The organism is Paenibacillus pabuli NBRC 13638 (genome assembly GCF_001514495.1).
Classification (GTDB): Bacteria; Bacillota; Bacilli; order Paenibacillales; family Paenibacillaceae; genus Paenibacillus; species Paenibacillus pabuli.
In genome coordinates this window covers 317,743-343,618 of the sequence record NZ_BCNM01000001.1, presented here as the reverse complement: position 1 = coordinate 343,618, position 25,876 = coordinate 317,743, and the positions used below count along the sequence as shown (strand labels likewise).

General features: G+C 46.0%; 17 protein-coding genes. 4 read left to right on the top strand and 13 right to left on the bottom strand.

The window, feature by feature from the left end; genetic code table 11:
• The first annotated feature begins 286 nt into the window (after window positions 1-286).
• Window positions 287-2,182, top strand: coding sequence for a squalene--hopene cyclase (gene shc / locus PPA03S_RS01120; RefSeq protein ID WP_062318961.1), 1,896 nt, complete (start codon window positions 287-289; stop codon window positions 2,180-2,182).
• A gap of 123 nt (window positions 2,183-2,305) precedes the next feature.
• Here the strand turns inward: shc and PPA03S_RS01115 are convergent, their stop codons facing one another.
• Both PPA03S_RS01115 and PPA03S_RS01110 read right to left on the bottom strand, forming a co-directional pair.
• Window positions 2,306-5,647: a discoidin domain-containing protein gene (locus PPA03S_RS01115; protein ID WP_439955826.1), complete on the bottom strand. Its 3,342-nt coding sequence runs from the start codon at window positions 5,645-5,647 to the stop codon at window positions 2,306-2,308.
• 714 nt (window positions 5,648-6,361) lie between these two features.
• Entirely contained in the window at window positions 6,362-7,417 is a 1,056-nt protein-coding gene (locus PPA03S_RS01110) for a YeiH family protein (protein ID WP_062318957.1), read from the bottom strand.
• A gap of 182 nt (window positions 7,418-7,599) precedes the next feature.
• On the opposite strand from PPA03S_RS01110, the gene PPA03S_RS01105 reads away from it, so the two are divergent.
• Window positions 7,600-8,493, top strand: a complete 894-nt coding sequence (locus PPA03S_RS01105; RefSeq protein WP_062318955.1) for a LysR family transcriptional regulator — start codon at window positions 7,600-7,602, stop codon at window positions 8,491-8,493.
• A gap of 45 nt (window positions 8,494-8,538) precedes the next feature.
• Here the strand turns inward: PPA03S_RS01105 and PPA03S_RS01100 are convergent, their stop codons facing one another.
• From PPA03S_RS01100 to PPA03S_RS33620, 7 genes are all read right to left on the bottom strand, one after another.
• Window positions 8,539-9,432, bottom strand: a complete 894-nt coding sequence (locus PPA03S_RS01100) for a carbohydrate ABC transporter permease (RefSeq protein WP_082703948.1) — start codon at window positions 9,430-9,432, stop codon at window positions 8,539-8,541.
• 13 nt (window positions 9,433-9,445) lie between these two features.
• Window positions 9,446-10,360: an ABC transporter permease gene (locus tag PPA03S_RS01095; protein WP_062319870.1), complete on the bottom strand. Its 915-nt coding sequence runs from the start codon at window positions 10,358-10,360 to the stop codon at window positions 9,446-9,448.
• A gap of 63 nt (window positions 10,361-10,423) precedes the next feature.
• Window positions 10,424-12,160, bottom strand: a complete 1,737-nt coding sequence (locus PPA03S_RS01090) for a type 2 periplasmic-binding domain-containing protein (protein WP_062318952.1) — start codon at window positions 12,158-12,160, stop codon at window positions 10,424-10,426.
• A gap of 338 nt (window positions 12,161-12,498) precedes the next feature.
• Window positions 12,499-14,157 carry an extracellular solute-binding protein gene (locus PPA03S_RS01085; RefSeq protein WP_062318951.1) on the bottom strand — a complete coding sequence of 553 codons (1,659 nt, stop codon included), beginning with the start codon at window positions 14,155-14,157 and terminating at the stop codon, window positions 12,499-12,501.
• Between the two features lie 49 nt (window positions 14,158-14,206).
• Window positions 14,207-15,613 (bottom strand): response regulator transcription factor, encoded by a 1,407-nt coding sequence (locus PPA03S_RS01080; protein ID WP_062318949.1) that lies wholly within the window; start codon window positions 15,611-15,613, stop codon window positions 14,207-14,209.
• A complete protein-coding gene (locus PPA03S_RS01075; protein WP_062318947.1) occupies window positions 15,610-17,319 on the bottom strand; it encodes a sensor histidine kinase in 1,710 nt (569 codons plus the stop codon). Before PPA03S_RS01075 ends, PPA03S_RS01080 begins: the two co-directional genes overlap by 4 nt.
• 159 nt (window positions 17,320-17,478) lie before the next feature.
• Window positions 17,479-17,610, bottom strand: a complete 132-nt coding sequence (locus tag PPA03S_RS33620) for a YjcZ family sporulation protein (RefSeq protein ID WP_217998906.1) — start codon at window positions 17,608-17,610, stop codon at window positions 17,479-17,481.
• Between the two features lie 326 nt (window positions 17,611-17,936).
• Here PPA03S_RS33620 and PPA03S_RS01070 point away from each other — a divergent pair, with 326 nt between their 5' ends.
• Window positions 17,937-19,118 carry a multidrug effflux MFS transporter gene (locus tag PPA03S_RS01070; protein WP_062318945.1) on the top strand — a complete coding sequence of 394 codons (1,182 nt, stop codon included), beginning with the start codon at window positions 17,937-17,939 and terminating at the stop codon, window positions 19,116-19,118.
• 254 nt (window positions 19,119-19,372) lie between these two features.
• Here PPA03S_RS01070 and PPA03S_RS01065 read toward each other — a convergent pair whose 3' ends face one another.
• Window positions 19,373-20,251 (bottom strand): AraC family transcriptional regulator, encoded by an 879-nt coding sequence (locus PPA03S_RS01065; protein WP_062318943.1) that lies wholly within the window; start codon window positions 20,249-20,251, stop codon window positions 19,373-19,375.
• A 135-nt stretch (window positions 20,252-20,386) separates the two neighbouring features.
• On the opposite strand from PPA03S_RS01065, the gene PPA03S_RS01060 reads away from it, so the two are divergent.
• Complete coding sequence (locus PPA03S_RS01060; RefSeq protein ID WP_062318941.1) at window positions 20,387-22,363, top strand: alpha-amylase family protein; 1,977 nt, start codon at window positions 20,387-20,389, stop codon at window positions 22,361-22,363.
• Window positions 22,364-22,477: 114 nt separating this feature from the next.
• On the opposite strand, the gene PPA03S_RS01055 is transcribed toward PPA03S_RS01060, so the two are convergent.
• From PPA03S_RS01055 to PPA03S_RS01045, 3 genes are all read right to left on the bottom strand, one after another.
• Window positions 22,478-23,536: a threonine aldolase family protein gene (locus PPA03S_RS01055; protein ID WP_062318939.1), complete on the bottom strand. Its 1,059-nt coding sequence runs from the start codon at window positions 23,534-23,536 to the stop codon at window positions 22,478-22,480.
• The gene (locus PPA03S_RS01050) at window positions 23,533-23,967 is read right to left on the bottom strand and encodes a MarR family winged helix-turn-helix transcriptional regulator (protein WP_231952523.1); all 435 of its coding nucleotides are present in this window, start codon (window positions 23,965-23,967) and stop codon (window positions 23,533-23,535) included. Before PPA03S_RS01050 ends, PPA03S_RS01055 begins: the two co-directional genes overlap by 4 nt.
• Before the next feature lie 188 nt (window positions 23,968-24,155).
• Entirely contained in the window at window positions 24,156-25,874 is a 1,719-nt protein-coding gene (locus tag PPA03S_RS01045; protein ID WP_062318937.1) for an ABC transporter ATP-binding protein, read from the bottom strand.
• Between the last annotated feature and the right edge of the window lie 2 nt (window positions 25,875-25,876).

Here is a 25,876-nt window from a genome sequence, read left to right as displayed (position 1 = left end):
TTCATTTTAAAAAACATAAAGTACGTTTTTCAGTTATTGCATGTCGTGGTACTTACACCTCCTTTTTGAAGGGTATAGGAGAAAAATATAAACCAGAATATTGTAAGCGCTAACAAAGATATTTATACACTTTATTGGAAAAAATTTCAACTGTAAATTTCATTTTTTATTTGAAAATGTAGAAAAAAACCTGATATGTACTGATTCTACGCTCTTTCTTCTCCTCATTTCGCCCTGATTGTCATCATATAATACGAAAATGACGTACTCTGGAGGTAACCGCGCAATGACCCATGTACTAAGAGCAATTGAAGAGGAAATAAGTCGGATGACGACTTCCTTGCTTCAACAGCAGCAACAAGATGGTTCCTGGCATTTTTGTTTTGAGAACGGTACGGTCATTGATGCTTATGTCATCATTCTCTTTCGGATATTGGAAGTTCCGAATGAAGCGCTGATCCGGGAGTTGCATGATCGTATCCTTAACCAACGGCAACAGGATGGATCCTGGAGATTGTACCCTGATGAAGAGGATGGAAATTTATCCGCATCGGTTGAAGCGTATTACGCCCTGCTTTATTCCGGGTACAGCCAGAGCACGGACGAGCCAATCCAGCGGGCCAAACAGTACATTCAGTCCAAAGGAGGTATCGGAAAAGTTACGAGCATTTTGACCAAAGCCATACTCGCCGCTACTGGGCAAATGAAATGGCCTTTATCCATCTCTATGATCCCTCTGGAGATACTGATGTTCCCTACCTATTTTCCCATCAACTATTTTGAATTTTCCGGTTATTCCAGAGTTCACCTCACTCCCATGCTCATTATGGCAGACTTGCGCTTCGCCCTCAAAGTCCCCCATGCCCCTGATTTGTCTGATCTGACCGACTCACGAAATGTTAGAGATGAGCTAACAACCCGGGGTTATCAGGAAATGCAGGACGATATTCTAAGCGGGAGAAGCCGACTGCTCGGTAACCCTCACCATATCCACGACACTGCAAGAACGAAGGCGGAACAGTTCATGATAGAGCGGATTGAATCGGATGGCACATTATACAGCTACGCCAGCAGTACAATTCTCATGATCTTTGCCCTATTGGCCCTAAAATACGATAAGCAGCACCCCCTGATTACAAAAGCCATAACCGGACTCACGGCAATGCAGTGCCGTTCTTCTGGAGGTAAAACAACGATTCAAAACTCCCCATCTACCGTGTGGGATACGGCCTTAATCACCTACGCATTGCAGGAGGCTTCTCTTACCGCTGACCATAAGGCTATTCAACTCGCAGCCTCCTATTTGCTCTCCCATCAGCAAGATAAGACCGCCGACTGGAGCATCCATAATCCGAATACAGTTCCTGGAGGATGGGGATTTTCGGAGTCCAATACGATCAATCCAGATGTGGATGATACAACAGCGGCTTTACGGGCTATTCGAAGCTTGTCCACTACTCTTCCAACGGTTCAGGAATCCTCGACTCGCGGGCTGAATTGGGTTCTGTCCATGCAAAATAAAGACGGCGGCTGGCCGGCTTTTGAAAAAAATACAAACAAGGAGATTCTCACCTGGCTCGCCATTGATGGTGCCAAATCTGCGGCTACTGACCCCTCGGAAGCTGATCTAACCGGACGTACCCTGGAGTATCTCGGAAATTTTGCCGGGCTTGATACCAGGCACGAATTCATCAAACGTGGAACGAAATGGCTCATTCGAAATCAGGAGAAGGATGGTTCATGGTACGGAAGATGGGGCGTTTGTTATATTTACGGTACCTGGGCTGCATTAACAGGTCTGACAGCTGTCGGGCTGCCCGCAAGTCATGATACGTTGCAAAAAGGAGCTCAATGGCTCTTAAGCATCCAGAACTCTGACGGTGGCTGGGGAGAATCCTGTCAGAGTGACCGACTCCTGCACTATGTGCCATTAGGGAAAAGCATCCCCTCCCAAACCGCTTGGGCACTTGACGCGCTTATCGCAGTCCAACCCAAGCCCACTCCTGAGATAAATCAAGGTATTCTAAGGCTTATTGCATCAATGCACGAAAACGATTGGAGAACCACTTATCCAACAGGAGCCGGTCTGCCCGGGAACTTCTATTCCCATTATCACAGCTATACATATATTTGGCCCCTACTCACGTTAAGTCACTACAGAAGAAAATATGGGGCATCTTAAAAACTTACTTTGCGCAGTTACTTTTTTCATTATTTTAAATTCGGATCAATGTTCACCCCTCTTCCTCTACTTAACCTAAAAAACAGGGAACTCATAGAGCTCCCTGCTTTTGTCTGAAATAATTTATTGAATGATCAAATTAAAGCCATTTTGAATCTGATTCACATTAGGGTTGGCAATGTTGCTGGTTGTCAGATTATTGAATGTGGCAGAGCCATTTCCGGTATAGGTGTAAATTGCTGCACCTTTATGCGGAGTTGTGAATCTAGATGTCTCAATTCCGTCCAGACCGGTGCCATTAATATTAATGTTGTTAAACACAATGTTCTGGAAACCACCGCCGTATCCGAATTGAACGGCACTACGCTGCGTATTGAGGATATCAATGTTGGTAAACGTTACGTTCTTGATGGAATCGTTGGAAGCTTCAAGATCAATAGCTCCGCGTTCACCATTGTACAGATCTTTACTCGTGCCGCTGTTAATGATCGTTGTATCGGAGAACAGAATACCTGTGTTATTTTGGAAATGGTATCCAGGGAAAACGGTGTTCATCCGGATCGCCGAACCGCCAACCGTATCAACAATCAGATTGTTGGTTGCCTTATGTCCGCTGCCACCAAAGAATGCAATGCCTGCTGCGCGCCAGTTATTCTCAATCGTGTTGAACGAGAATGTGTTGTTCACACCGGCAGGAGCACCATTTACGTTGCTGGTCCATACGGCCAGACCATCATCACCATTGTTGCGTACGCTGCTGTTGCGTACAGTCGAATTGCTCGTGCCTTGGGCAAAGTTGACGCCATCGGCAAGGTTATTTCGAATTCGACTGTTCTCTATTACCAAGCCATCGGCAATGATTGCAGGTGTGTGGGCGTAATCCCCTACCCAGAAACCACATTCAAAGTGCTCGACCCATACGTTGCTGACCTTTGAATTTTTGCCGAAATTGTCCATAAAGCCTTTGTACACTGCATTCTCATGATAGCGTGAACGCAGCATGGAGTTCATATAAATATTGCTGAAATCCAGCTTGCCCTGCACACGGAAAGAAATCCCGCCAGAGGCTGCATTAGGGTTGGTAAACTGAATGTTCGTATGCCAGATGCCTGCACCTACAATAGTGAGGTTGTTAATCATATTCGTCGGCGTACCAATTTTCCACATATTGCCCAGATGGAACGTGCCCTCAGGGATATATAGCGTCTTGCCTGTGGATACCGCGGATTGGACTGCCGCTTCGAATGCGGCAAGGTCATCTTTTCCATCATTTGCAATCGCACCGAAATCGGTTACAGAGACGGCGTTAGCCGGGCGCGGGATCACCGCCTGAACGGGTTCGATTTCAAGGAAATCCACACCGTATTCCAGGTTATCTCCATTGTTTTTCTGAATACGAATGGTGTCTCCGGCTTTTAGAGGTGTATCCAGTTTCCAGTGCACTTCATCAAAACGGAACAACGGACGTCCCGCACTTGGTGCATCTCCCGGCTGATCACTGGAGAAGTACTGCCAGTTGTAGTAGGAGGTCAAGGAAACCGTTTTGGCCTTGGACCCGTTAACATAGACGTCAAGTGCACCGTTTAGACCCATGCCATCTGTGGAATCCGGCATCGTGAATCGCATGGTTACACCTGCGCCTCCCTCCCCTTGTCTAACGGTCCATTGTGCATAGGAACCGTTGGAAGGCAGAGCAATATACTTCTGCCCAGAGGCTTCAGAGGCTGTCAAGGCTTGATCGAAGGTCGGTGCGGACTTCAGTGTGGCACCGCCACCACGCGCAGCATCATCCGTATCATACCGGGTATAAGGCATGCTGGCACCACGGGCTGAATATACGTTCAAAGCTGTTGTAACGACGTTGTTCGTTTGTTTTACCGGTGCTTCATTATTGTCCACTGCAACGGTAGTTGTCACATTGTAGTTACCGGTTGCAGCAGTCCAGGTACCCACATTGACATTGACCGAAGCTCCCGGTGCCAATGTACCGGTATAGGAACCACTATACGTCTGAAGTGTTGCTCCGGCAGCGTTCTTGAGAACCACAGTAACTCCGTGTGCACCGCCTGCGGAGGCCATGTTCCCTTGATTTTTCAGATTAACCGTAAATGTTACTGTGCTGTTCGCTGTAGGGTTTCCAGGACTCCAAGAGACCGTACCTACCAGATCAGAACTTGTAATCGGTGCAACCACCACAGAAGAGTCGTGTGTGTAATTATTGTTTCCTTCATTCTCTTCGATGATCTGGTTATTCTCATCTACCTTGGCACTCAGCGTGTATGATGCAGCTGCTTTATTGCCAGCATTAAGCGAGACCGTTGTCGAGGCCCCTGCTTGCAGAGCAGCTACTGGTGAGGAACCCGCCAGTTCGTTGTTCAGATAGAAGTTGACGCTAGAAGCTGGAGAAGCGGCAGAGCCAATGTTTTTGACGATGGCATTAAGGGTGACGGCATTGTTCTCCACTGGAGACGATGGAGACCAGGACATGCCTGTAATCGTCAGATCAGGATTGGGTGCAGGTGTGCCGAATACCTGAAATTCAGCAATTTGCCCAGCCGGAGCGCCGGAATTAGCCGTAATGTTCAATTGCAGACGTTTAACCGTTGCTGTAATGGGAATGGTCACTGTGTTACCGGAAGCCGGGTTGAATGTATATGATTGGGCAGAAACCAGATTGCTGAAGGTTGTTGTCTCCTGGTTATGTCCAAGCACCTGAATGGTCTGTGTACGGGTGCTCCAAATGGAGTCCGGGTTCAGCTTCAGTACAATGGATGTAATCTTATGATTCGAGCCGAGATCCAACGTCAGTGAGCTTGGATTGCTGCCTCCTTCCCAGTACGTATTGATATTATCATCGTTTGCATTCGCAGCTGCGAAGGATAAGGTGCTGGACGATGCAGTAATCGACTTACCGATGGCGATGTTGCTTCCCTCTGTTGGAATTGGGGGATCTACAGGATCGGGGCCAGGTACCGTTGGTCCCTCACTGCCTGGGCCGTAAATTTCAAATGTTGACAGTTGAGCTGCCGGCCACTCGGAATTGCCCGTTACGCTTAAGCGAACGTACCTTGTCTCTACAGCAGGAAAATCGATGGTCACCGAGTTCTCCCCAACGGAAGGATTAAATACATAATCCGCAGAACCTACGATATCTGTGAACGATGAACCGTTCGTGCTGCCTTGCACGGTTATCGTTTGGGTTCTCTTTTCCCACACTGTCGGAATCTTCAATACAATTTGGTCAATATTGGTGTTGGTGCCAAGATCCACTTGAATCCATTGAGGGAACGCGCTATTGGTACTTTCCCAATAGGTTGCCTGATTGCTGTCAATCACATTGGTCGGGCTGTATGTTTGGTTGTACCCGCTCGCGGTAACCTGTTTGCCCTGTGCCAGGTCCGGCCTTTCGGCTGCTGATACAGGAGATGGAAATCCGACAGTCAGGAATACGTTCGAGATCAGCATCGTTAATACGAGTGACCACACCATGTACTTGTTGCGCAAATTCAATTCCTCCTCAGGTTATTAGCAAAATGGTTATTCAATGAAAATGGACGGTTGACCTGCCTCATTCTTTTGCTGCGCCGATCATCACCCCCTTATTAAAATACTTCTGAATAAACCAATAGACACACACCTGTCCATTCGCCACAGCGGAAGAATCACTGAACGACGTTATGACTGAGATAGATCGGGTAATTGACTGCAATTTAGGAAAAAAAAGCATAGGCATACAACACGGCTTACGCAGCCGTAATACGTGATCACCACTTAACTTGGGGAGTTTATTGGAGAACAATTTGCTGCCCTGCTTTGATTTGTAATTTCTGGTATAGATTTAGTATAAACCGCTCTCAATTCTCCTTATCGGACCCCAAGAGACGGTATTCGGACTTTTGATGTTCCTTTTTGGATGTTTGCGAGCAACTTGAATGCTTACGATCTGAAAGTACATCGTTATCCAGACTTTCCTGTGTGTATTCCGGACTTTTAAACCAAAAGAGGAAAATTTTTATATTTATTTCAAGCAGTGGTTTTATACTATTCTTGTCATGTTCGTTCTTGATCTGATGACGATCACCTCTCGAACAACAAAAAGCACACATTGATCCACTAAGGGTCAATGTGTGCTTTTTATTAACCGTCATGTAAGGGGAATACCTAGAACTGAACACACTTCTAGTTCAGACCAAAGCCACGAACGAGCATGAAGCCGATCACGGACAAAACGACTGAGCCCAGCAGCCCTGCCAAGAAAGGCTTCTTGCCCAGACGACGGAAGGTTGCAATATCCACACCCAACCCCAATCCAGCCATGGCCATCGCGAGCAGCATATACGACAGAACCAGAAGTCCCGAGATCAGCTCTTGTGGAATAATACCCAGCGTGTTTAATCCACTCATAGCCAGAAAACCGAAAATGAACCAAGGTACTGGTAATTCACGCCACCGAATTCCTTTCAATGATTTTTGCTCTCCTCCCCGCGCTTGTCGTCCACTCCACAAGCCGATGATCAGCGCAATCGGCACCAGCATAGCGACCCGGGTTAGCTTCACGATGACTGCCATATCCAGTGCCGCTTGCCCTCCAGGTGCAGCCCCAGCGATGACATGTGCCACTTCGTGCAGCGTAGCGCCTGTGAATACGCCATATCCATTCGCACTCAAACCCAATACCGGGTATAACAATGTATAGGCAAAGGTGAAGATTGTGCCTAATATAGCCACCGTAGCCGCACCTACTGCTGTTTCTTCATCTTTGGCCTTGATCTGTGGCGCAATCGCAACCACAGCCGCGGCACCGCAGATGGCTGTTCCACAAGCCGTCAGCAGCCCTATTCGTTTGTCGATCTTTAGCCACTTGCTCAGTCCGTAAACAACAAAAATCGTAACAATAACATTGATTGCCGCTAGCGCAACCACTTTGTAGCCTGCATGGACAATATCCAGAAGATTTAGTTTCAAACCGAGCAGGATGATGCCGAACCGCAACAATTGTTTTGCCGAAAAGGAGATCCCTGATTGAGCGTTCAGCGGAACGCCACGCACCGCCCGATACAGGATACCAAGCAGTATTGCAATAACAAGTTGACCCATGATATTTAAGAGCGGCAGATAACCCAGCAGCTTGGCAATGAACGAGAGCAGTAATGTCAGTCCAATCCCCTGTAGAAATCCCCGGTTCCTAACTACGTTTATGTTTTTAACGAATCTCAATTGTGTCTGTAAGATCATAGCTCTACACTTCCTTGTTGGATAAAGTATATCCTCACTATAGAGGCAGACAGGAAGGAAGTGAAATATGAATCTGCGATTCTAATCATTACAAAAACTTATGATTAATTTGCTATCCTATGCTAAAATGAGCTCAGTAGGCTGATATCCATGAAAATACACTGTTCAAATGAGGAATCCTAATGATAACTGATGCGTTAAAAGTCTTCATTACCGTTGCGGAACAACGCCATTTCTCCAAGGCAGCAGAACTGCTGAACCTGTCCCAACCGGGGGTGAGCCTGCATATCAAAAATCTGGAGAATGAGTTGGGGGCCAAGCTGCTGCATCGTTCGCCAAAACAGGTGTCCCTGACTGAAGCGGGGGCGATCCTGTACAAACATGCCAAAGTCATTCAGGCCCGCTACGATGAAGCGCGCCAGGAGATTCAGATGCTGCGGGATGAGGTGACCGGAAGCATTCAGATCGGAGCCAGCTTCACCATTGGTGAATATATTTTGCCTAAGAAACTGGCAGAGTTCGCAGCTCAGTATCCGCAGGTCAACATCCAGGTTACGATTGGCAATACACAGGAGATTCTGTCTGCAGTTAGGGGGAATCAACTGGATATCGGATTTGTGGAGGGTGAAGCGCAAGCCTCGGTAGACCTTGACGTTATCCCTTACATGAAAGATGAGATGATCGTTGTAGCTCCTTTTGGTCATCCCCTCTCCGGTTCCGTCGTGGTAGAGCAGAATATGCTTCAGGATCAGGTCTGGGTGCTCCGTGAGTTGGGTTCGGGAACACGCGCGTTTAGCGATCAATATATGGAACAGACTGCGATCCGTCCCAAGCGGTCCTATGTTTTCACCAGCAGTCAGGGTGTGAAGGAAGCTGTTGCTGCCGGACTCGGGATTGCTATGGTATCCAGATGGATTGTTCTTAAGGAGCTGGCAACCGGGGAAGTCGAAGAACTGCGAATTAGACAGCTGCATCTGGAACGCAGCTTCTCTATCATTCGCCACAAGGAGCATTCCCGTTCCATGGCACTGGAAGTCTTTTTGCAGAAGCTTCTTTTCGTCAAAAAAGAGGGTTGAAGGCTTTCCGCCTTCAACCCTCTTTCTTCTCTACAGAGTAGCTCATTATTCTTTTACCGACCCCACAACAATTCCGGTTACAAAGTATTTTTGGAGCAGCGGATATATTAGCAGCAGCGGAATGACAGCTACTACGATTTTGGCTGCATTTAGATTTTTGTTCGAAATTTCAGTCAGATTACTGAGCTGAGCGGAGTTCGTTCCGGCTTGAAGAAGCTCTGCGATATTCACATTAAGCGACTGAATGTAGGTCATTAACGGATAATTGCTAACTTTGGTCATATAGATCAATCCACTAAAGAAATCATTCCACGTGCCCACGATACTGAACAGGGATACGGTCGCCAGCGCCGGAATAGACACGGGCACATACACTTTGAACAGGACCTGCAATGCGTTTGCTCCGTCGATGAAAGCCGCTTCTTCGAGCGCTTTTGGTACTGCGGCGAAGAAGTTCATCACAAGGATGACACTGAATATCGGGACAGCACCTGGCAGTACAAGCGACCAAATCGTATTAAGCATATCCAGGTTTTTGATCAACAGATAACTGGGAATCATCCCTCCACTGAACAGCATGGCAAAAATCATGACATTCATATAAATATTTCTGCCCTTAAACTCCCTTTTCGATTTGGATAGCGGGTAAGCCATCAAAACAATAAGAATCATATTAAGCACAAGTGATAGAACGACACGTAGAACGGAAATGCCAAAGGAGCGCCAGAACTGCGCATCATCAATAATTTTCGAATAAGCGGCTGTTGTAAAATTGACGGGTAACAGACCTACGGCATTAGCCGAGACGGCCTCACTACTGCTAAATGAAATCGCAACGATATTCCATAATGGAAGGAGGCAGATCAATGCCAGCAATATAACGATGGCGTAGATGACAAACCGGCCCATTCGGTCTTTCAGGCTTGCGGAATAAGACACAAGTTTCGCCTCCTTAGAATATTTTTCTGTCGGTGTATTTTTTGGCTAATTCGTTGGCAGACAATAATAGAACAATACCAATTACTGACTTGAACAACCCAACAGCTGTACCAAAACTATATTGTCTTCCAACGAGACCAATCCGGTATACATAGGTATCCAGAATATCACCCGACTCATAGACAACCGGGTTATACAAATTGTAGATTTGATCAAAGCCTGCGCTTAAAATATTTGTCAGACTCATGACGCCCATTAGCAAAATAATAGGCAGCATGCCAGGCAGTGTAATATGCCATACTTTTCTCCACCAGCTCGCTCCATCCATTCCTGCCGCTTCATACAGACCGGGATCAATCGAGGTAATTGCAGCCAAATATACGATGGAGCTATAACCGAATTCCTTCCATACGTCCGTCCCGATAATTAACGGCTGAAACCAGGTGTTGCTTCCGAGAAAATTAATATTTTCCAAGCCGAAAAAGGCCAAAATCTGATTCACACTTCCATCCAGACTGAACATGTTAACCACCACGGAGGCCAGCACGACCCATGACAAAAAGTGAGGCAGATAAACTATGGTCTGCACGGATTTTTTAACGAATTTAAAGCGAATTTCGTTTAATAAAATGGAAAAAATGATGGCCATCAGGGTGCCGAGTAAAATCTTGGCGATGGCAATCACCAACGTATTACTGATCACTTGACCGATGTCCGGCAGCTTGAACATATAAATAAAATGCTTGAGCCCAACAAACTCGGAGCCAAACATACCTTTGGCTGGTACGTAATCCTGAAACGCCGTAATGACACCAACCATCGGAATGTAGCTGAATACCAGCAAAAATAAAATGCCAGGCAGCATCATCATATGATACATGGCACCCGTGCCCAAGCGGTTTCTTGCTTTATATTTTTCCTGTTTCATGGATGAACCCCTTTCCCTGAAGAAAGGCTGCTTATCGCAGCCTGTCAGCAGTGTTAGCTTCATTTATTTTTGGGATGCGGTTTCGGCCTCGATCTCCTGGATCACTTGGTCGCCACCTTGTTTCTTCCAATTGCTTACGAACGTTTCGAAGTAATCCAGCGGTTCTGCACCCGTTATGATTTTGATGAAAGATTCCTGTTCCATCTTGGTCAGGTTAGCCCACGTCTGTTTCATGCTTGGTGTAGTTCCAGAGAACGCTGGCGTCATCCAGTTGAATTTGCCTTCCTGCGTCAGCTTGTCGATCAGCCCCACACCGTTCATACGCGAGTGGTATTTCGACCAGGCTGTTACATCATCCGTATCCTGGTCTTTCAAGTACGTCTGGATACTGCCAATATTGTTCTTCGATTCCGTTGTACGGACCTGATCCAAACCAATCTCGCCTTTAATTCCACGAACGACGTCGGAGTAATCATCCAGCAGGGATGTTGCCGAGTTCACTTCAATATTAAAAGGTCTGGTAGAACCGTCTACGCCGCTTTCCAGATACTTCGCTGCCTCTGGCATGGAAGTTGCGACATCTTTGTCATTTGCCAATTTATCGTAGAACAGATTAATAATTTTAATCGCGAGTTCCGGATGTTCATAACCTTTTCTCACAACGATAAACTGACCGGATGGATTCGCGTGTGCCACGTTTACCTTACCGTCTGCATCCTCCAGCGTGTAAGCTGTGAATTTCGCATGCTTATCCATCTGTTTCACACTGCTCAGTCCCCAGTCTGGAATGTGCCATGGTCCAAAGGCAATGCCGCTCTGACCATTGGTGTAAAGTGCAGTAATATCGTCAAATGTACGGGTTCCAAATTGCGGATCAATGATACCTCTCTTGAACCAGTCGGCCATGATGCCCAACATCTGCTTCGTTTCCTCTGTAGTTGAACCATAAACGATGCTGCCGTCTTCACCCTTCATCCAATATTGAGGATACGCCCCTTCGGTTGAAGCAACACCCAGCATGGTATAGGCAGAACCATTATAGTCCGTCGTATTCAAGGTGTTCACAAAAGGAATCCCCACCGGTTTCCCGGTCTGCCCAGGATCTTTTTTCAGGAACTCTTCTGCTGTTTTCTCTACATCTTCCAGCTTGATCGCACCGTCTCCATCCGCATCGAGTTTGATTCCCAGCACATCCAGCCAATCCTGACGAACCCAGACCATGGTTGGTGCGGAATCCAGGGAAGTCGCCGGAAGGCCCATCAGTCGGCCATCAATCGTGGCATTGTCCAGTGCGCGGCCATCGTAGGAGTCGTAAGTCTGCTTGATATTATCGGTGGCATACTGTTTGTACACTTCCGTCAGATCTTCAATCAGATCATTATCAACCAGTTCTTTAAGTTCATCCTTGGAATCGACACGCATCATATCGGGCAGTTCCCCGGAAGCGATTGCAAGAGAGACCTGACGACTGTAATCTTCACCGTTAGCCTCAAATTGGTCCTTAATTTGTGCGTTAAATGCTTCTTTGACCAGACGGGTATACGCATTGTTCTCATATGTATCTCCAGCCGGCAATTTTGGGTTCGCCGTCGTAACACGCCCCATCGTTACCGTCACTTCGTCTTTATAAGCACTGAACGGATCTCCAGGCGTTACCTCATATTGGCCTGCATCCTCAGCAGTCGGTGGATTGGCGGCCCCCCCACAGGCTGCAAGGACAGAAACCATCAAGGCGGACATGGACAGCACAGCCAGCCGTTTCGACAACATTTTGCCTTTTATTGACCAATTATTTCTCATCAAATTCAACTCCCCTTCGTTCGGATTATTTCTCTATCATGTTGTTTGCGCTTTCATTATAAATCTTGGAGGAGGTGGACCGAGATAGGGATTAAACGCTTGTTTGGATAGAAAAATGTATACAGTTTTCACTTGGACTAACGAGCAGCATGTAGGTTGTAAACATTTATCTTACCTTCCGACTTACATTTGTCTATCCTCGTTACTAAGAGAGGGCAGCACAGCTAGTGTGGCACAAAGAAAAACCGGCAAACTCCCTAAACAGGAGTCTACCGGCTATGGAAATCATCGAATTCAGTAAACAATTTTGTGGAATTCAGCGTCTATAGGCTAGCACTTCAGCGTTGGTTCTGGGAAGCAGTCACCTCTGCAGTCACTTGGTTCCCCCCCAATTCCTTCCACTCCTGTACAAATGGATCGAATGAATCGATCGGCGCAGTGCCTAAAATAATTTTCAAAAACGTATCATGTTCCAGCTTGGACAGTTTGCTCCACAATGTCTCCACCGCTGGCGTACGTTTGTAGGTAAGGCTTCGAACTTTATGAATATTCGGATCGAAGAAGTTTCTTCCACCGACGAGCAGTGAATAACCACGCATAAAGTTCTCGCTGTGCTGATCCCAATACGAAATACCAAGTTGACCATAAGGCTTTAGCTTGGTTTGTTTTATCGTCGAAACTGTATTTTCCAGCAGCTTATATTCGGACTTGTCCTTGAAATCGGCTGGTGATTTGGTTCCTGCCAGAATCTCCTGCACAGCTTTGGATTCATAACGAGCTTCATCTGCCGGGGCAAAGAAATTGCGGCTCAGCATAAAACTGGTTCCATACTTGAACTCATCCCGGAGGTACAGATTGTTTATCTTAATGATCGCTTCCGGATGAGCATACCCTTTACGAACCACTAGGAAAGAACTTGAGGGATTATCCACCTTGACACGATAGGCTCCATTTGCATCCAGGGGGAGCGCGTAAGCCTGCCAGTTCGCCTTGGGATCATTCAGCCAAGCGCTTGGGAGCGGCCAGTATCCTGCAAAGAAACCTTGAAAGAACATCCCCGCCTGTCCGCTAATGACCGTTTCCTCTGGCTCTTTGCGGATGCCCAGATCTGGATCAAGGAGACCTTTGGCATACATATCACGAAGCCTGACCAAAGCGTTCCTTGTCTCGGGTAGAATCGAACCGTATACAGGTTTTCCATCTTTTTCAAGCCAATATCCGGGGAAAGCTCCATAAGCCGAGAATATCGGTGTTAGATCAAAAGCAAAAGCGCTGTTGTTGAAATCGTTAAACAGACTCGTGCTTGAGGCAAGCCCGATCGTATCGCGTTTCCCATTCCCATCAGGGTCCTGCTCCACAAAGGCCTTCGCGATCGCTTCCAATTCGTCCACCGTTTTCGGTGGTTTTAATCCAAGACGATCCAGCCAGTCCTGTCTGATCCAGAGCATACTAAAGTCTTCTGACGTCACAGACGGAACAGCCATTATTTTCCCTTCAAAGGTCACTTGTTCCAGAGCCAATCCATTGGTGCTGTCGATAATTTTCTTCATTTCAGGTGAAGCGCTGCTTGTATATGCCTTGGTCAGATCTTCAATTTCTCCCGCTTTGACCATCTCATTCAACTGAACCTGATTTACGATCATCGCATCTGGCAGATCATTGCTCGCAATAGCCAGATCAATTTTCTGACCAAAATTCTCCTTGGATACCTGCCACATGACCTCGACATCAATGTTAAGGTTTTGCTTAATCGCCGTTTTCCACAGGTTTTTTTCTAATGTCTCTCCTTCGGAAAGATCCGTCCCTGTGGGATCTACCACATATCCCAACCGGATGGAAACGGGATGTTCATATTTGCCAAATGGTTCTGTGGTGGCTGTGTCAGGTGCGATTGTCGCTGGTCCAATTGGTGATTCCCGAAAGTACGAGATACTGGAAAATACGATAACCGCAATCAAGCTGACGACAACAACAAAAGCAGCCATCTTCTTGATCATTGCTTTCCCTTCTTTCACCGGACTGTCAGTCGGTTATGCGGAGCTAACGTTATTTATCCCCTTTGCCTAACTGTCGATATTCACTAGGCAGCAAGCCTGTCAATTCGCGAAAGATTCGGCTGAAATATTTTTCATCCGTATAACCCACCCGCTCTGCAATCCAGAAAATCGTGTTGTTTGTATTCAATAAATACTCTTTCGACTTCTCTATACGTATATATCGGGAATAATCGTTAAAGGTTTTCCCCATAATGTCCTTGAAGCATTGGCTGAAATAGCTGCGACTAATGTTGAGCTGCTGTGACAGCCCTGAAGCTGTAAAAGCCTGACCCAAATCATTCTGCATGATCATCACGGCTTTTTTCACCCCATCTATCATTTCCTGAGAATAAGAAACCTGTTCATCTGCCTTTCGTATGCTTTCAGAGGTCTGCTTGATCCACTGTTCCACTTCGTACCAGGATTGAAAAGAATGGATCATTGAGATTCTGCCCATCGTAGTCTGGGCAAAAAGTTGGTTCCACTCCATAACCAGGGAGTACAGTAATCCCATCAACTGCCCTTTATGCAGCCTTAAGGATTTAAACTCTTCAATAAGCTGGTTGTAATCATTGTCGTTATGCGTCCACGGAGATAGAAACCAACTTCGCTTAATACGATCCATGTCCTCATCCCGAGGTTCTATTGGAGCTGTATCTTCTTCATTCATGGAAACGGCAATAAACGGATCTTGGGGTTCATACGCATAAAATAAGGACGTTTCTGTATAGTTAATAATCCAGTTTTGAATTTGCGACCATGTCCGTTCCTGTACATCAGACAACACCAGTAGCGCACCTTGAGGAACTTGATCCAAATACCCCTTCAATCTATCAAATAGCTGATCCTCTCCACCCTGAGGTACCGCCCACATCCAGCTGTTCCGTTCCACCTCAAATTGGACCTCGTCTGAACCGGATTCGAGTCCAATGGGCCAGATCTGGCCGGATTTTCGGTCCAGTGAAACAAGTGTATACACTTTACGATAATGGACGTTGGTTTCACCTAGCTGCGGCAGCTTTCGTCTTGTATTCGTGAGCTCACCAATCCGGGTATGTATTCGATTAAGTACATGTTCGAATTGTTCCTTCTCAAGCTGAACTTTGGCTATATAGTCGATCGCTCCCAGCCGAAGCGCTTCCTGGATATAATCAAAATCCTGATGAAGCGTAAGCACGACAATATGAAGTTCCGGGTATAGCTGCCTTGCGGCGCGCATCAGTTCAATGCCTGACATCACGGGCATCGCAAGATCCGTTAGCATCAGATCCACCGAGTTGGATTCCAGAAAATCCAGCGCCTTAGCGCCGTTACTTGCTTCTCCAACAACCTCCATGCCGAAATCGTTCCATGGCATTGCGGAGCTTATTCCTTTTCGCACCAATTTATCGTCATCCACAATCAATACCTTAATCATGCCGAGATATCTTCTCCTTTGATCGGTAGTATAAGCAATATACTTGTCCCAGTTCCCAATTCACTCTCAATCACCAGTTGAGCTTGATCCCCGTATTGTGCTTTTAACATACGGTGAACATAATTGAGCCCGATGCCCATCCCTACTTTTTGATGTTCAGCTACTCGATTGTTCAGAAGTCTTTCAATCGCTTCCTCTGTCATGCCTGCTCCATTATCCTGAATCATAATGTTCAGCGTTTCTTTGCGTGTCACTTCAATTTGAATAAAACCTTCGTCGCTCAGTCCATGGTAAAGTGAATTTTCAACCAGCGGTTGTAGAATAAAACGAGGTACAGGTATTTGAAGCACTTGCTCATCAGCCGAAATACGCACATCAAATTCAAAATCATATCGGATTTGCTGCAGGATCAAGTACTGTCTAAGCGCGTCAATTTCCTCTTCCATCGTGGATACCTGTCCTAATTTACCCAAATTGTAATACAACAGCTTATTCAGGGACTGCACCAGCTTGTCGATCTCCCCTTGTCCATTCATTACCGCCAGCCAGTGGACCGTATCCAACGTATTCATCAAAAAATGAGGATTGATCTGGTACAGCAGCTTCTCCACTTCAAGATCTGCACGAATCTTCTCTTTCTGCTGCACTTCTTTAAAGAGATCACCGATTTGATGCTGCATATTCGAAAATTCACCTAACAGAAAATCAAATTCGGGAATTTGCGTGCGGGTCTGGCTACCGGTTGTTTGTGGATTTTGAGACATTCCGTTGATTTGCGAATGGAACAGACCGAGGGGTTTATAGACCATCTTCCACAGCAGCCACGCAAGAAATACGGTAAAGCCCAGGAAAAATAAAGCGACCAGTAAAATTTGAAGCAACCACTGATTTTTCTCCTGTTGATACTTGGCTTGTGAGATCACCGACACAACGCTCCAGTTCTGAGTGGAATCCTGTCTGAACCAATGATGACCGCGAGCTATTCCGTCGGATGCTGCACCATTTGATAAGCTGGAGAAATTCTCCCCGACTTCCATCGCCGGGATCTCACTATACACAATGTTTCCCTCTCCATCGAGAATCAAGTGGGATAAATCTCCTTTGTACTGATTGTAACCCAATATATCCTGTGCAAGGTGAAAACCGGATTCAACATAAATATACACATCGTCCCTCTGGGGTAATTTTACCTTCCGCATGGCGGATAAGACGAGCTGATCATCAAACTTGTTCATACTGACATGAGGACCATAGTAGGTGATCCCATATGCTTTGGAGAGCACAGGCAAAGATTCGGGTGAAAAACGATCCTTTATAGGAAAGTTTCCGAACTGTGTGGAGCTATCTTCCTGAAAGTAATACAATGTCAAACCTATATTCGGGTTGGTAAAGGTTACGACATTTAATTCGCTCTTTAATTCATCCCGAGTTTCAATCAATTCAAATATATTGGAGGATGGCTTCAACACCTCATCCAACTTTTTGCCTAATGTACCACTGTAGGATAATTGCTGAGTAACATGATTCAGGTTGGTGATCGAATTCTCCAGTGAGGAAGTCACCTGCTGCAGATTACTTCGAATACCATCATCGATTTTATTTGCAAATATGGAATCAATGGTATAGTAAGAAATCGCAAATATACTAATGAAGGGAATAAACGCACTGAGAAAAAACAGTAAAAATATTCTTTTTTTAAGTGTCATTCCTATCTATTCTCCTTAACTTCATCCAAATCTCTATTGTGTGCGCAACTCCATAATTATAGATTGATACTCAAATATGTCAAACGCTTTCACATGATGATCATGTCAAAAAGACCCTGCCAGCGTAATGCCAGCAGAGTTGTTATTAAGGTACAGGAATTAAACCAGGAAAGCTTTGGAGATGATGACCAACAAGATGAACAGAACAAGGATTGCACCGATGGATGTGAAGCCACCGTATCCACCAAGACCTCCAACATTTCCACCATTTCCATATCCTACTTCACTCATGTAATCTCCTCCTCATTTGTGTTATGTCATAAGGTATTCAATCACGCATGTATTGACAAGGCTATTTACCAAAATCACCAAAAAGGGCAGTTGAATTGTTCGACCCTACGTGGCTAGAGCTGGTTGACTTGCCATATCTAGCGTGTTAACCTAGGCCGAGTATTAACAATGATTGTCCAAACCCTCCTACTCTTATAATGATGAAAGGTAATTCAACAAATGATGATTTATAGTCGTCTCGCCATCATGATGCCCCCCTTTCCCTAGCTAGGCTCATATTCTTGTTGTCGTAATAGAGTATAAGCTTGTAGGAGGGCTAATATATAATGAAGAAATATGCTGTACCATCTTTGTTTTTAATGATTGTTCTTATCGCTTTTCCGCAAATCAGCGAAACCATCTACACTCCATCGCTCCCAGATATCGCAGCAGCACTTGGTGTATCTAATAGTTCCGTACAATTCACGTTAAGCATCTATTTTATAGGATTTGCCTTGGGCGTTTTCTGCTGGGGCTGGCTGTCCGACTTGATTGGTCGTAGACCTGCAATGCTGGGCGGCCTCATCGTATATGGGATCGGAAGCTTGATGTGCTTTTACTCGGAATCAATTCAATGGCTTCTTGTCGGCCGTTTCGTACAGGCTTTTGGTGCCGCAACTGGCTCGATTATCACCCAAACCATGCTTCGAGAAAGCGTATCGGGAGATCGGAGACATGTGATGTTTGCCCAAATCTCTGCTGTCATTGCATTTACGCCGGCAGTTGGACCACTTATTGGTGGTTGGATTGATCAGGCCTTTGGCTTCAGATGGGTATTCTTGGCGTTAGTAGTGATGAGCCTGTTGTTGTTCATATATGCTCTTCTTAGACTGCCGGAGACAACAAACGTTTCTTTACGTTCCAAAGTGGCTATACTTCCGGTTGTTAAAAAGATGCTCTCTATGCCGCGCGTAATGGTGTTTTGCTTATTGATCGGAGGTATTAACGGAGTTTTATTTAGTTATTATGCCGAAGCTCCCTTCATCTTCATTGAACACTTTGATCTGTCGCCTGGCGTTTATGGTTTTCTGGGCATTATTGTGGCCTTGGCATCGGTGGTCGGTGCAATGATCTCCAAAAGATTATTGACCGTTTACGCACCGGAAAAGATCATTCGTTTGGGTTGTCTGGTAATGACCTGTGGAGCTCTTCTCCTAACCCTTGGAAGCGGCTTGTCTATGCTGCCAAATCTTTTGCAGATCATTTGCATGTTAACTGCCATGTTTGTTCTGTTGATTGGCGCAGGAATTGCTTTGCCTAATTGTCTAAGTCTTGCCCTTGTTCATTTTCATGATGTAATTGGCACAGCTGGTGCCATATTCAGCTTGGGCTACTACTTGCTGGTAAGCCTTATGACATGGGGAATGGGTGCTCTGCATAACGGTTCATTGTTGGTAATGCCTTTATATTTTCTGGTCATTAGCGGCGGAATGTGGTTGCTTGGCAAAAGATTTATCTCAGAAGAATAATCTATTAGGATAATTCATTAGGATTATAAATAATACGAAGAAATGTCCCGGGGCACATTTCAAAAAAATAGAAGCAGTCCAGTACTTTTTATCGTACCTGGGCTGCTTTTATTCATATTGTTGAACACAATGTATTGAAAGCCAACCGACATTACGGAAGCAGTTGAAGCACATCTACCAAGCCCAAAAGCTGCTCTCCCGGTAGTGGTGATGATCCTGCCGTCCTTCCAGGCGTTTTTTTTGTTTGATTATTTCTATTCCAAGAAATACAACTGATGCTTCTTGCGATACTCTCCAGGCGTAAGGAAAGTTTGACGTTTGAACAACCGTGTAAAATAGTTATGGTCCTGCAGTCCACACAATTCGCCGATACGCTTCAGTGGAAGCTCAGAATGTGCCAATAACCGCTTGGCCTTCTCCATTTGCAGGTGATGCCTGTATTGAAGCGGGCTCATCCCCGTATACTGCTTCAGGCAGCGGGCCAGGTAATCAAAATGATACAGCAGATCACGCTCCATCTGTCCGGAATCAAATGGCTGCTCCAGGTGCAGACCAAGATAAGTTGCCACCTTCTCGCTTAGAAAATAGGAACGAGCCTGCGGGCTGTTCTGTCTCATTCCCTTTTGTAATTGCAGAAGGAATTGGCCTAACAGAACATGCAGCTCGAAGGAACGCTGACGGGTGAGTACATGGTGCAGCTCAAGCATTTCTTCCATTATTGGCTCCAGGTTATGTAGATCCACCGCGGCAAATTTGGGAATTTCGATGGCTCCAGGGGGAGCCTCAATATCCTGGTCTGTTTGTTGAAGCAAGGGCTGCTCCCAAGTTGTCTTTTCTTTCAAAATCATCTTTTGCACAGAGGGAAGCTGAAAATGAATCCAGTATACCTCCGTCTGCACATCCGTTGGTTTATACCCACGGTGTTCTTTGCCAGGTTCAAGAAACAGCATCATGCCTTCCGCAACCTCGTAACGGAGGCCATCTTCCTCCATGTATAGCGCTCCTTTGGCGCAAATAATAAGATCGAATACATCAAAGCAGCGCTGGGCATGCTGCATTCCCGGCTGCCATTCGGTGTGCCCAATTGCTGCTAACAGCGGGAACGGCGGAACTTGAAGTTCAAGCACAAGCATGCGATCCCTCCTTTGTTCAAAATGTAGAGAATGTGCTATATATAGTCGTGATTGTCAGCTGTATCAAAGCGGATGATCGATTAGAGTGGTAGATATAATATGATTCTATCATTTAATGACCAGGGGGACGCAAGCATGAGATTTCGTCAGGTTCATCTCGATTTTCATACGTCAGAAGCCATTGAAGGTATTGGCCGTGATTTTTCCAAGCATCAATTTCAGGAGATGCTCAAGACTGGACACGTCGATTCCATAACCATATTCTCCAAGTGCCACCATGGCTGGGCCTACCACCCGACAACCGCCAATCAAATGCATCCACATCTGAATTTCGATCTTCTGGGTGCCCAGATTGAGGCTGCTCATGAGATAGGCGTGAAGACACCGGTCTATCTCTCCGCTGGCCTGGATGAGCGACTCGCCCGCAAACATCCACAATGGCTCATCCGCAATCAGCAGGAGCATATCAGTTGGACAGCCGACTTCATGACGCCAGGATATCATCAATTTTGCATGAACACCCCTTATCTTGACGTTCTCACCCTACAGGTCGAGGAAGTTGTAAAGAATTATGATGTGGACGGCATCTTCCTCGATATCGTTGGTGTTCGGGAATGTTATTGTCAATATTGTGTTGCCGAGATTCGCACGCAGGGCTCCGATCCACGAAACATTCAAGATATGAGAAAACTGTGGGAACAGACTTACGCTCGTTATGCTAATCGAATGAATGAGACGGTGCATGCTGTGAAACCAGGATTACCAGTGTTCCACAACAGCAGTCATGTCGACCGTGGGCGGCGGGATCTCGCCCATGTGAATACCCATTTGGAGTTGGAATCACTACCAACGGGTGGCTGGGGATACGACCACTTCCCGCTGTCTGCACGTTATGCGCAGACACTAGGCATGGATTTCCTCGGCATGACCGGAAAATTCCATACCTCCTGGGGTGAATTTGGCGGATACAAACATCCCAACGCACTGCGTTATGAAACTGCACTGAGTCTTGCGAACGGAGCACGCTGCTCCATTGGAGATCAGCTTCATCCTTTTGGTCAGATGGATCATGCCACGTATTCGTTGATCGGGGAAGCTTACCGTGAGGTAGAAGCAAAGGAGGAATGGTGCCGAGATACTATCGCTATAACCGATATAGCGCTGCTGTCAGTGGAGGCAACTTTATGGGAATCCGGAGGCGATCCTCATAACCATCACAAGCACCACGATACCGGCGCTGTAAGAGTTTTGCTGGAAGGCCACTATCTCTTCGATGTGGTAGATTTGCAGGCTGATCTGTCCAAATATAAAGTTGTTATTTTACCGGATGCCATCAGCATCACAGAGTCAATCAAAACCAAACTGACAGCCTTCCTTGCCGGGGGCGGCAAAATTCTCGCTACTGGCCGTTCCGGACTCTCACCGGATGGAACGGGCTTTGAATTCGATTTGGGTGTAAAATTTGAGGAGGTATCCCCATTCCGTCCCTCCTATTTCCGTCCGAATTTCGAGCTTCCTTCGCTGCGCACAGCCTCTTTCGTCATGTACACCGAAGGACAGAATACAGTGCCAACGACAGACGGCATCGTACTTGGTAGTAAGGAAAATTCATATTTTAACCGTGACTTGTTCACGTTCTCCTCTCACCAGCATACCCCTTCTGATCTGCAGGAATCGGGAACGGGCATGGCCGAAGGTAGAGATGGAATCTATATCGCATGGAATGTTTTTGAAGATTATGCTACAAAGGGGAGCTTGGCTGTAAAGGAAATCATCTGTTACGCGCTGGACCGTTTACTCAGTAATAATAAATCGTTAATGACCAACCTGCCTGCCCAAGGGGTTACTACGCTGCAGATGCAGACGAACTCGAACCGTTGGGTGAATCATCTGCTGTATGCCTCTCCAGTACGTAGAGGACAAGGTGTGGAAGTTATCGAGGATATCCCTCCACTCATCAATACAGAGGTGACGGTTGCGGCTGCCGAACAGATACAGGATGTGTATCTGGCGCCACAGAACCTTAGTCTTCCATTCAGTCAGGTGAACGGCCTCGTGACCTACACGATACCGCAATGGTCCTGTCATCAAATGGTCGTAATTCAATTTTAGTAAGTAGAGTCATGAATTATATAGCAGCAGACAAAAAAAGAAGCCGTCATTAACATGGCGACTTCTTCTTTGGCGTTCTACTCCGCCAATGTACTATCCTTTAGATATTAATGATTACACACAAGCTTTAAATTTGTTTAGACACTGGGAAATATCACGAAGCAGTGAATCCACATTTTCCCGCTGAGTTGCCCAACTGGTACAAAAACGAACGACGCTGTGTGTATCGGACACCTTTTCCCAGAATGTGAACGAGTAACGGTTGCGTAAATCCTGAAGCAGGTCATCTGGCAGAATCGGAAATTGCTGATTGGTTGGTGAATCATATAGGAAAGTAATACCTTGCTCCGCAAGCGAATCATGAATTAGCATCGCCATGTCCACCGCATGCTGGGAAATTTCAAGATATAGGCCATCTTCAAACAGGGTTTCAAACTGAATACCCAGCAATCTGCCTTTGGCAAGCAGGCCGCCTTTTTGTTTGATCATATAACGAAAATCTGGCTTGAGCTTGTCATTCAGGATGACTACCGCTTCTCCCATCAATGCTCCGATCTTGGTACCGCCAATATAGAATACATCACACAGGCGGGCGAGATCAGCGAGAGTCATATCACAATTTCGGGAAGCAAGAGCATACCCAAGACGAGCCCCATCAATAAAGAAGGGGAGACCACACTGTTGGCTTACGTCAAATAATGCTTGCAGCTCTGCCTTGCTGTACATCGTGCCATTCTCGGTAGGCTGGGATATGTAAACCATTCCGGGCTGAACACAATGTTCAGGTGCTGCGTCATTTCTATGGGCTTCATAGACCGCTCTGACCTGAACAGCCGTGATCTTTCCGTCTTCGCTTGGTACAGTGATCACTTTGTGACCTGTGGCTTCGATCGCTCCGGTCTCATGAACCGCGATATGGCCCGAACTCGCTGCAATCACGCCTTGATATGGACGTAAAATGGAGGCAATAACCGTAGTATTGGTCTGTGTACCGCCGACCAGAAAATGCACATCCGCCTGTTCATTTTCACACGCTTGACGAATAAGGCTTCTCGCCCGGTCACAATGGGCATCTGTACCGTAACCGCTCGTTTGTTCCATGTTGGTTGAAATCAGTCTTTGCAAAATCCGCTCATGCGCGCCTTCGTTGTAATCACATTCGAATCGTATCATCGTCTTGTCTCTCCTGCTCTTTTGTTCAACTTATCCTGAATATTCATCATTGAAGCGTAAACTTCTCTGATCTCTTCCTCATCCAAACCTTGCATTAACTTCACAATCTGCTGATCTGAACGTTCATTCAACTCACCGTAAAGCTCCTGACCCTTCTCAGTCAGGCGAATCAAACTAACCCGGCTGTCAGCAGCTGAATCCACTTTCATCAGCAGTCCTTCTCTGGTCAGTTTACTTACAATTCGGCTCATGTAGCTGCGATCAATGGTCAGTGTATCCACCAGATTGTTCGCAATGCTCTCCCCTTGAATGCCAATTTCAATAATGACACGTGCTTCGGCGAACGAGTATCCCGTTCCCAGGATATGCTTATCGAGTACACCGAGTATATTGGTATAAAAACGGTTAAAACGCCGCATTTCAGTCAACATATCTGCATTTATTTGCTGTGAGTCGATGTCAAACCCTCCCTTTTAGTGGACATTGTCAACATTATAATAATCAGTTTAGTGGACGTTGTCAACAATATAATACGGATGCACCTTTAGTCTAAATGAAGGCCACTTTATTGAAAAACAAAAAAATAAACCGCGCGAATGCACGGTTTGTTTTTTGGCTATTAGGAATGACTGTATTGCACCTGGTGAAGCCTGCTGTATATGCCTCCGGCAGCGACCAGTTCTTCATGGTTACCCTGCTCAGCAATGCCATCAGCATTGACTACCAGGATGCGATCTGCATTCTTGATGGTTGTCAGTCGGTGGGCGATAACAAGGGTTGTTCTGCCCACTGACAGTTCCGCCAAGGACTTCTGGATCAACGCTTCGGTTTCCGTATCCAAAGCGGACGTCGCTTCATCCAGGATGAGAATCGGTGGATTTTTCAGGAACATGCGAGCAATGGACAAGCGCTGTTTCTGACCTCCGGAAAGTTTGACACCACGTTCACCAATAATGGTATCGATCCCTTCTGGCAAACTAAGTAGCAATTCTTCCAAAGACGCACGACGGGCTGCATCCCATATTTGCTCGTCTGTTGCCGTTAAATCGCCATAAGCGATATTTTCCTTAATTGTGCCCGAGAAGAGAAATACATCCTGTTGAACAATACCGATATGTCTGCGCAATGATTCCAACTGAACCTCACGAATATCAACTCCATCAACGGTGATCCGACCTTCCTCTACTTCATAGAATCGTGGAAGCAGACTGCAAATGGTCGTTTTACCTGCACCGGAAGGGCCAACAAAAGCAACGGTTTCGCCTGGATTGATGGACAGACTGATATTATTCAGAATACGTCGATTCTCCTCATAACCGAACGAGACATTTTCGAAGCGAATATCTCCACGCACGCTTTTTAGCTCAACGGCATTTTTCGCATCGGCGATTTCCGGTTCGGTATCAATGATTTCCAGATAACGCTTGAATCCTGCAATGCCCTTCGGATAACTTTCGATTACAGCATTTATTTTCTCAATTGGACGGAAGAAGATATTGGATAACAACAGGAATGCCATGAAATCCCCCATATCAATTCTGCCATCGATAAAGAACCAGGCACCGCTGATCATTACGAACACGGTAACCAGTCGCATCATCATATAGCTGACCGATATGCTCTTCGCCATCGTTTTGTACGCAAGCAGCTTTGTTTTACGGAAGTTTTCGTTATCTACGGAGAACAGTTTTTTCTCATGCTCTTCGTTAGCGAACGATTGAACGACACGAATTCCGCCTACATTGTCTTCAATACGGGAATTGAAGTTGCCCACATCGCCGAAGAGACGCCGATAGGTCTTCGTCATGCGCCCACCAAACACGATAATAACCCAAGCCATGATCGGTATAATGACAAAGGTGATCAGTGCAAGCTCCAAGTTAATGTTCGCCATGAGCCAGAATGATCCAATCAATGTCATAATTGCGATAAAAACATCCTCGGGCCCATGGTGAGCCACCTCCCCAATATCGTTCAGATCATTGGTTAGATGACCGATCAGATGACCCGTTTTACGATTATCGAAAAACCGGAAGGAGAGCTTCTGCAAATGAGCAAACATCTTCGAACGCATGTTGGTCTCAATGTTAATGCCAAGCATATGTCCCCAATAGGTCACAACATAATTCAGGACGGTGTTCAGTGCATAGATCGATAACAGCACTACACAAGCGAGAATAATAAGCGGCCAATCTTGACCTGGCAGCAAATCATTGATGAATTTGCTTACAGCAAGCGGAAATGCCAACTCTAGTAAACCAGCTATTACTGCACAGCCAAAATCAATTAAAAACAGTTTTTTGTACGGACGATAATACGAGAAAAAACGACGAACCATTC

Bases quoted from the DNA above. Each gene is read 5' to 3' on its own strand.
- shc (WP_062318961.1), top strand. From the start codon at position 287: ATGACCCATGTACTAAGAGCAATTGAAGAGGAAATAAGTCGGATGACG.
- PPA03S_RS01115 (WP_439955826.1), bottom strand. From the start codon at position 5,647: ATGCTGATCTCGAACGTATTCCTGACTGTCGGATTTCCATCTCCTGTA.
- PPA03S_RS01110 (WP_062318957.1), bottom strand. From the start codon at position 7,417: ATGATCTTACAGACACAATTGAGATTCGTTAAAAACATAAACGTAGTT.
- PPA03S_RS01105 (WP_062318955.1), top strand. From the start codon at position 7,600: ATGATAACTGATGCGTTAAAAGTCTTCATTACCGTTGCGGAACAACGC.
- PPA03S_RS01095 (WP_062319870.1), bottom strand. From the start codon at position 10,360: ATGAAACAGGAAAAATATAAAGCAAGAAACCGCTTGGGCACGGGTGCC.
- PPA03S_RS01090 (WP_062318952.1), bottom strand. From the start codon at position 12,160: ATGAGAAATAATTGGTCAATAAAAGGCAAAATGTTGTCGAAACGGCTG.
- PPA03S_RS01085 (WP_062318951.1), bottom strand. From the start codon at position 14,157: ATGATCAAGAAGATGGCTGCTTTTGTTGTTGTCGTCAGCTTGATTGCG.
- PPA03S_RS01080 (WP_062318949.1), bottom strand. From the start codon at position 15,613: ATGATTAAGGTATTGATTGTGGATGACGATAAATTGGTGCGAAAAGGA.
- PPA03S_RS01075 (WP_062318947.1), bottom strand. From the start codon at position 17,319: ATGACACTTAAAAAAAGAATATTTTTACTGTTTTTTCTCAGTGCGTTT.
- PPA03S_RS33620 (WP_217998906.1), bottom strand. From the start codon at position 17,610: ATGAGTGAAGTAGGATATGGAAATGGTGGAAATGTTGGAGGTCTTGGT.
- PPA03S_RS01070 (WP_062318945.1), top strand. From the start codon at position 17,937: ATGAAGAAATATGCTGTACCATCTTTGTTTTTAATGATTGTTCTTATC.
- PPA03S_RS01065 (WP_062318943.1), bottom strand. From the start codon at position 20,251: ATGCTTGTGCTTGAACTTCAAGTTCCGCCGTTCCCGCTGTTAGCAGCA.
- PPA03S_RS01060 (WP_062318941.1), top strand. From the start codon at position 20,387: ATGAGATTTCGTCAGGTTCATCTCGATTTTCATACGTCAGAAGCCATT.
- PPA03S_RS01055 (WP_062318939.1), bottom strand. From the start codon at position 23,536: ATGATACGATTCGAATGTGATTACAACGAAGGCGCGCATGAGCGGATT.
- PPA03S_RS01050 (WP_231952523.1), bottom strand. From the start codon at position 23,967: ATGTTGACTGAAATGCGGCGTTTTAACCGTTTTTATACCAATATACTC.
- PPA03S_RS01045 (WP_062318937.1), bottom strand. From the start codon at position 25,874: ATGGTTCGTCGTTTTTTCTCGTATTATCGTCCGTACAAAAAACTGTTT.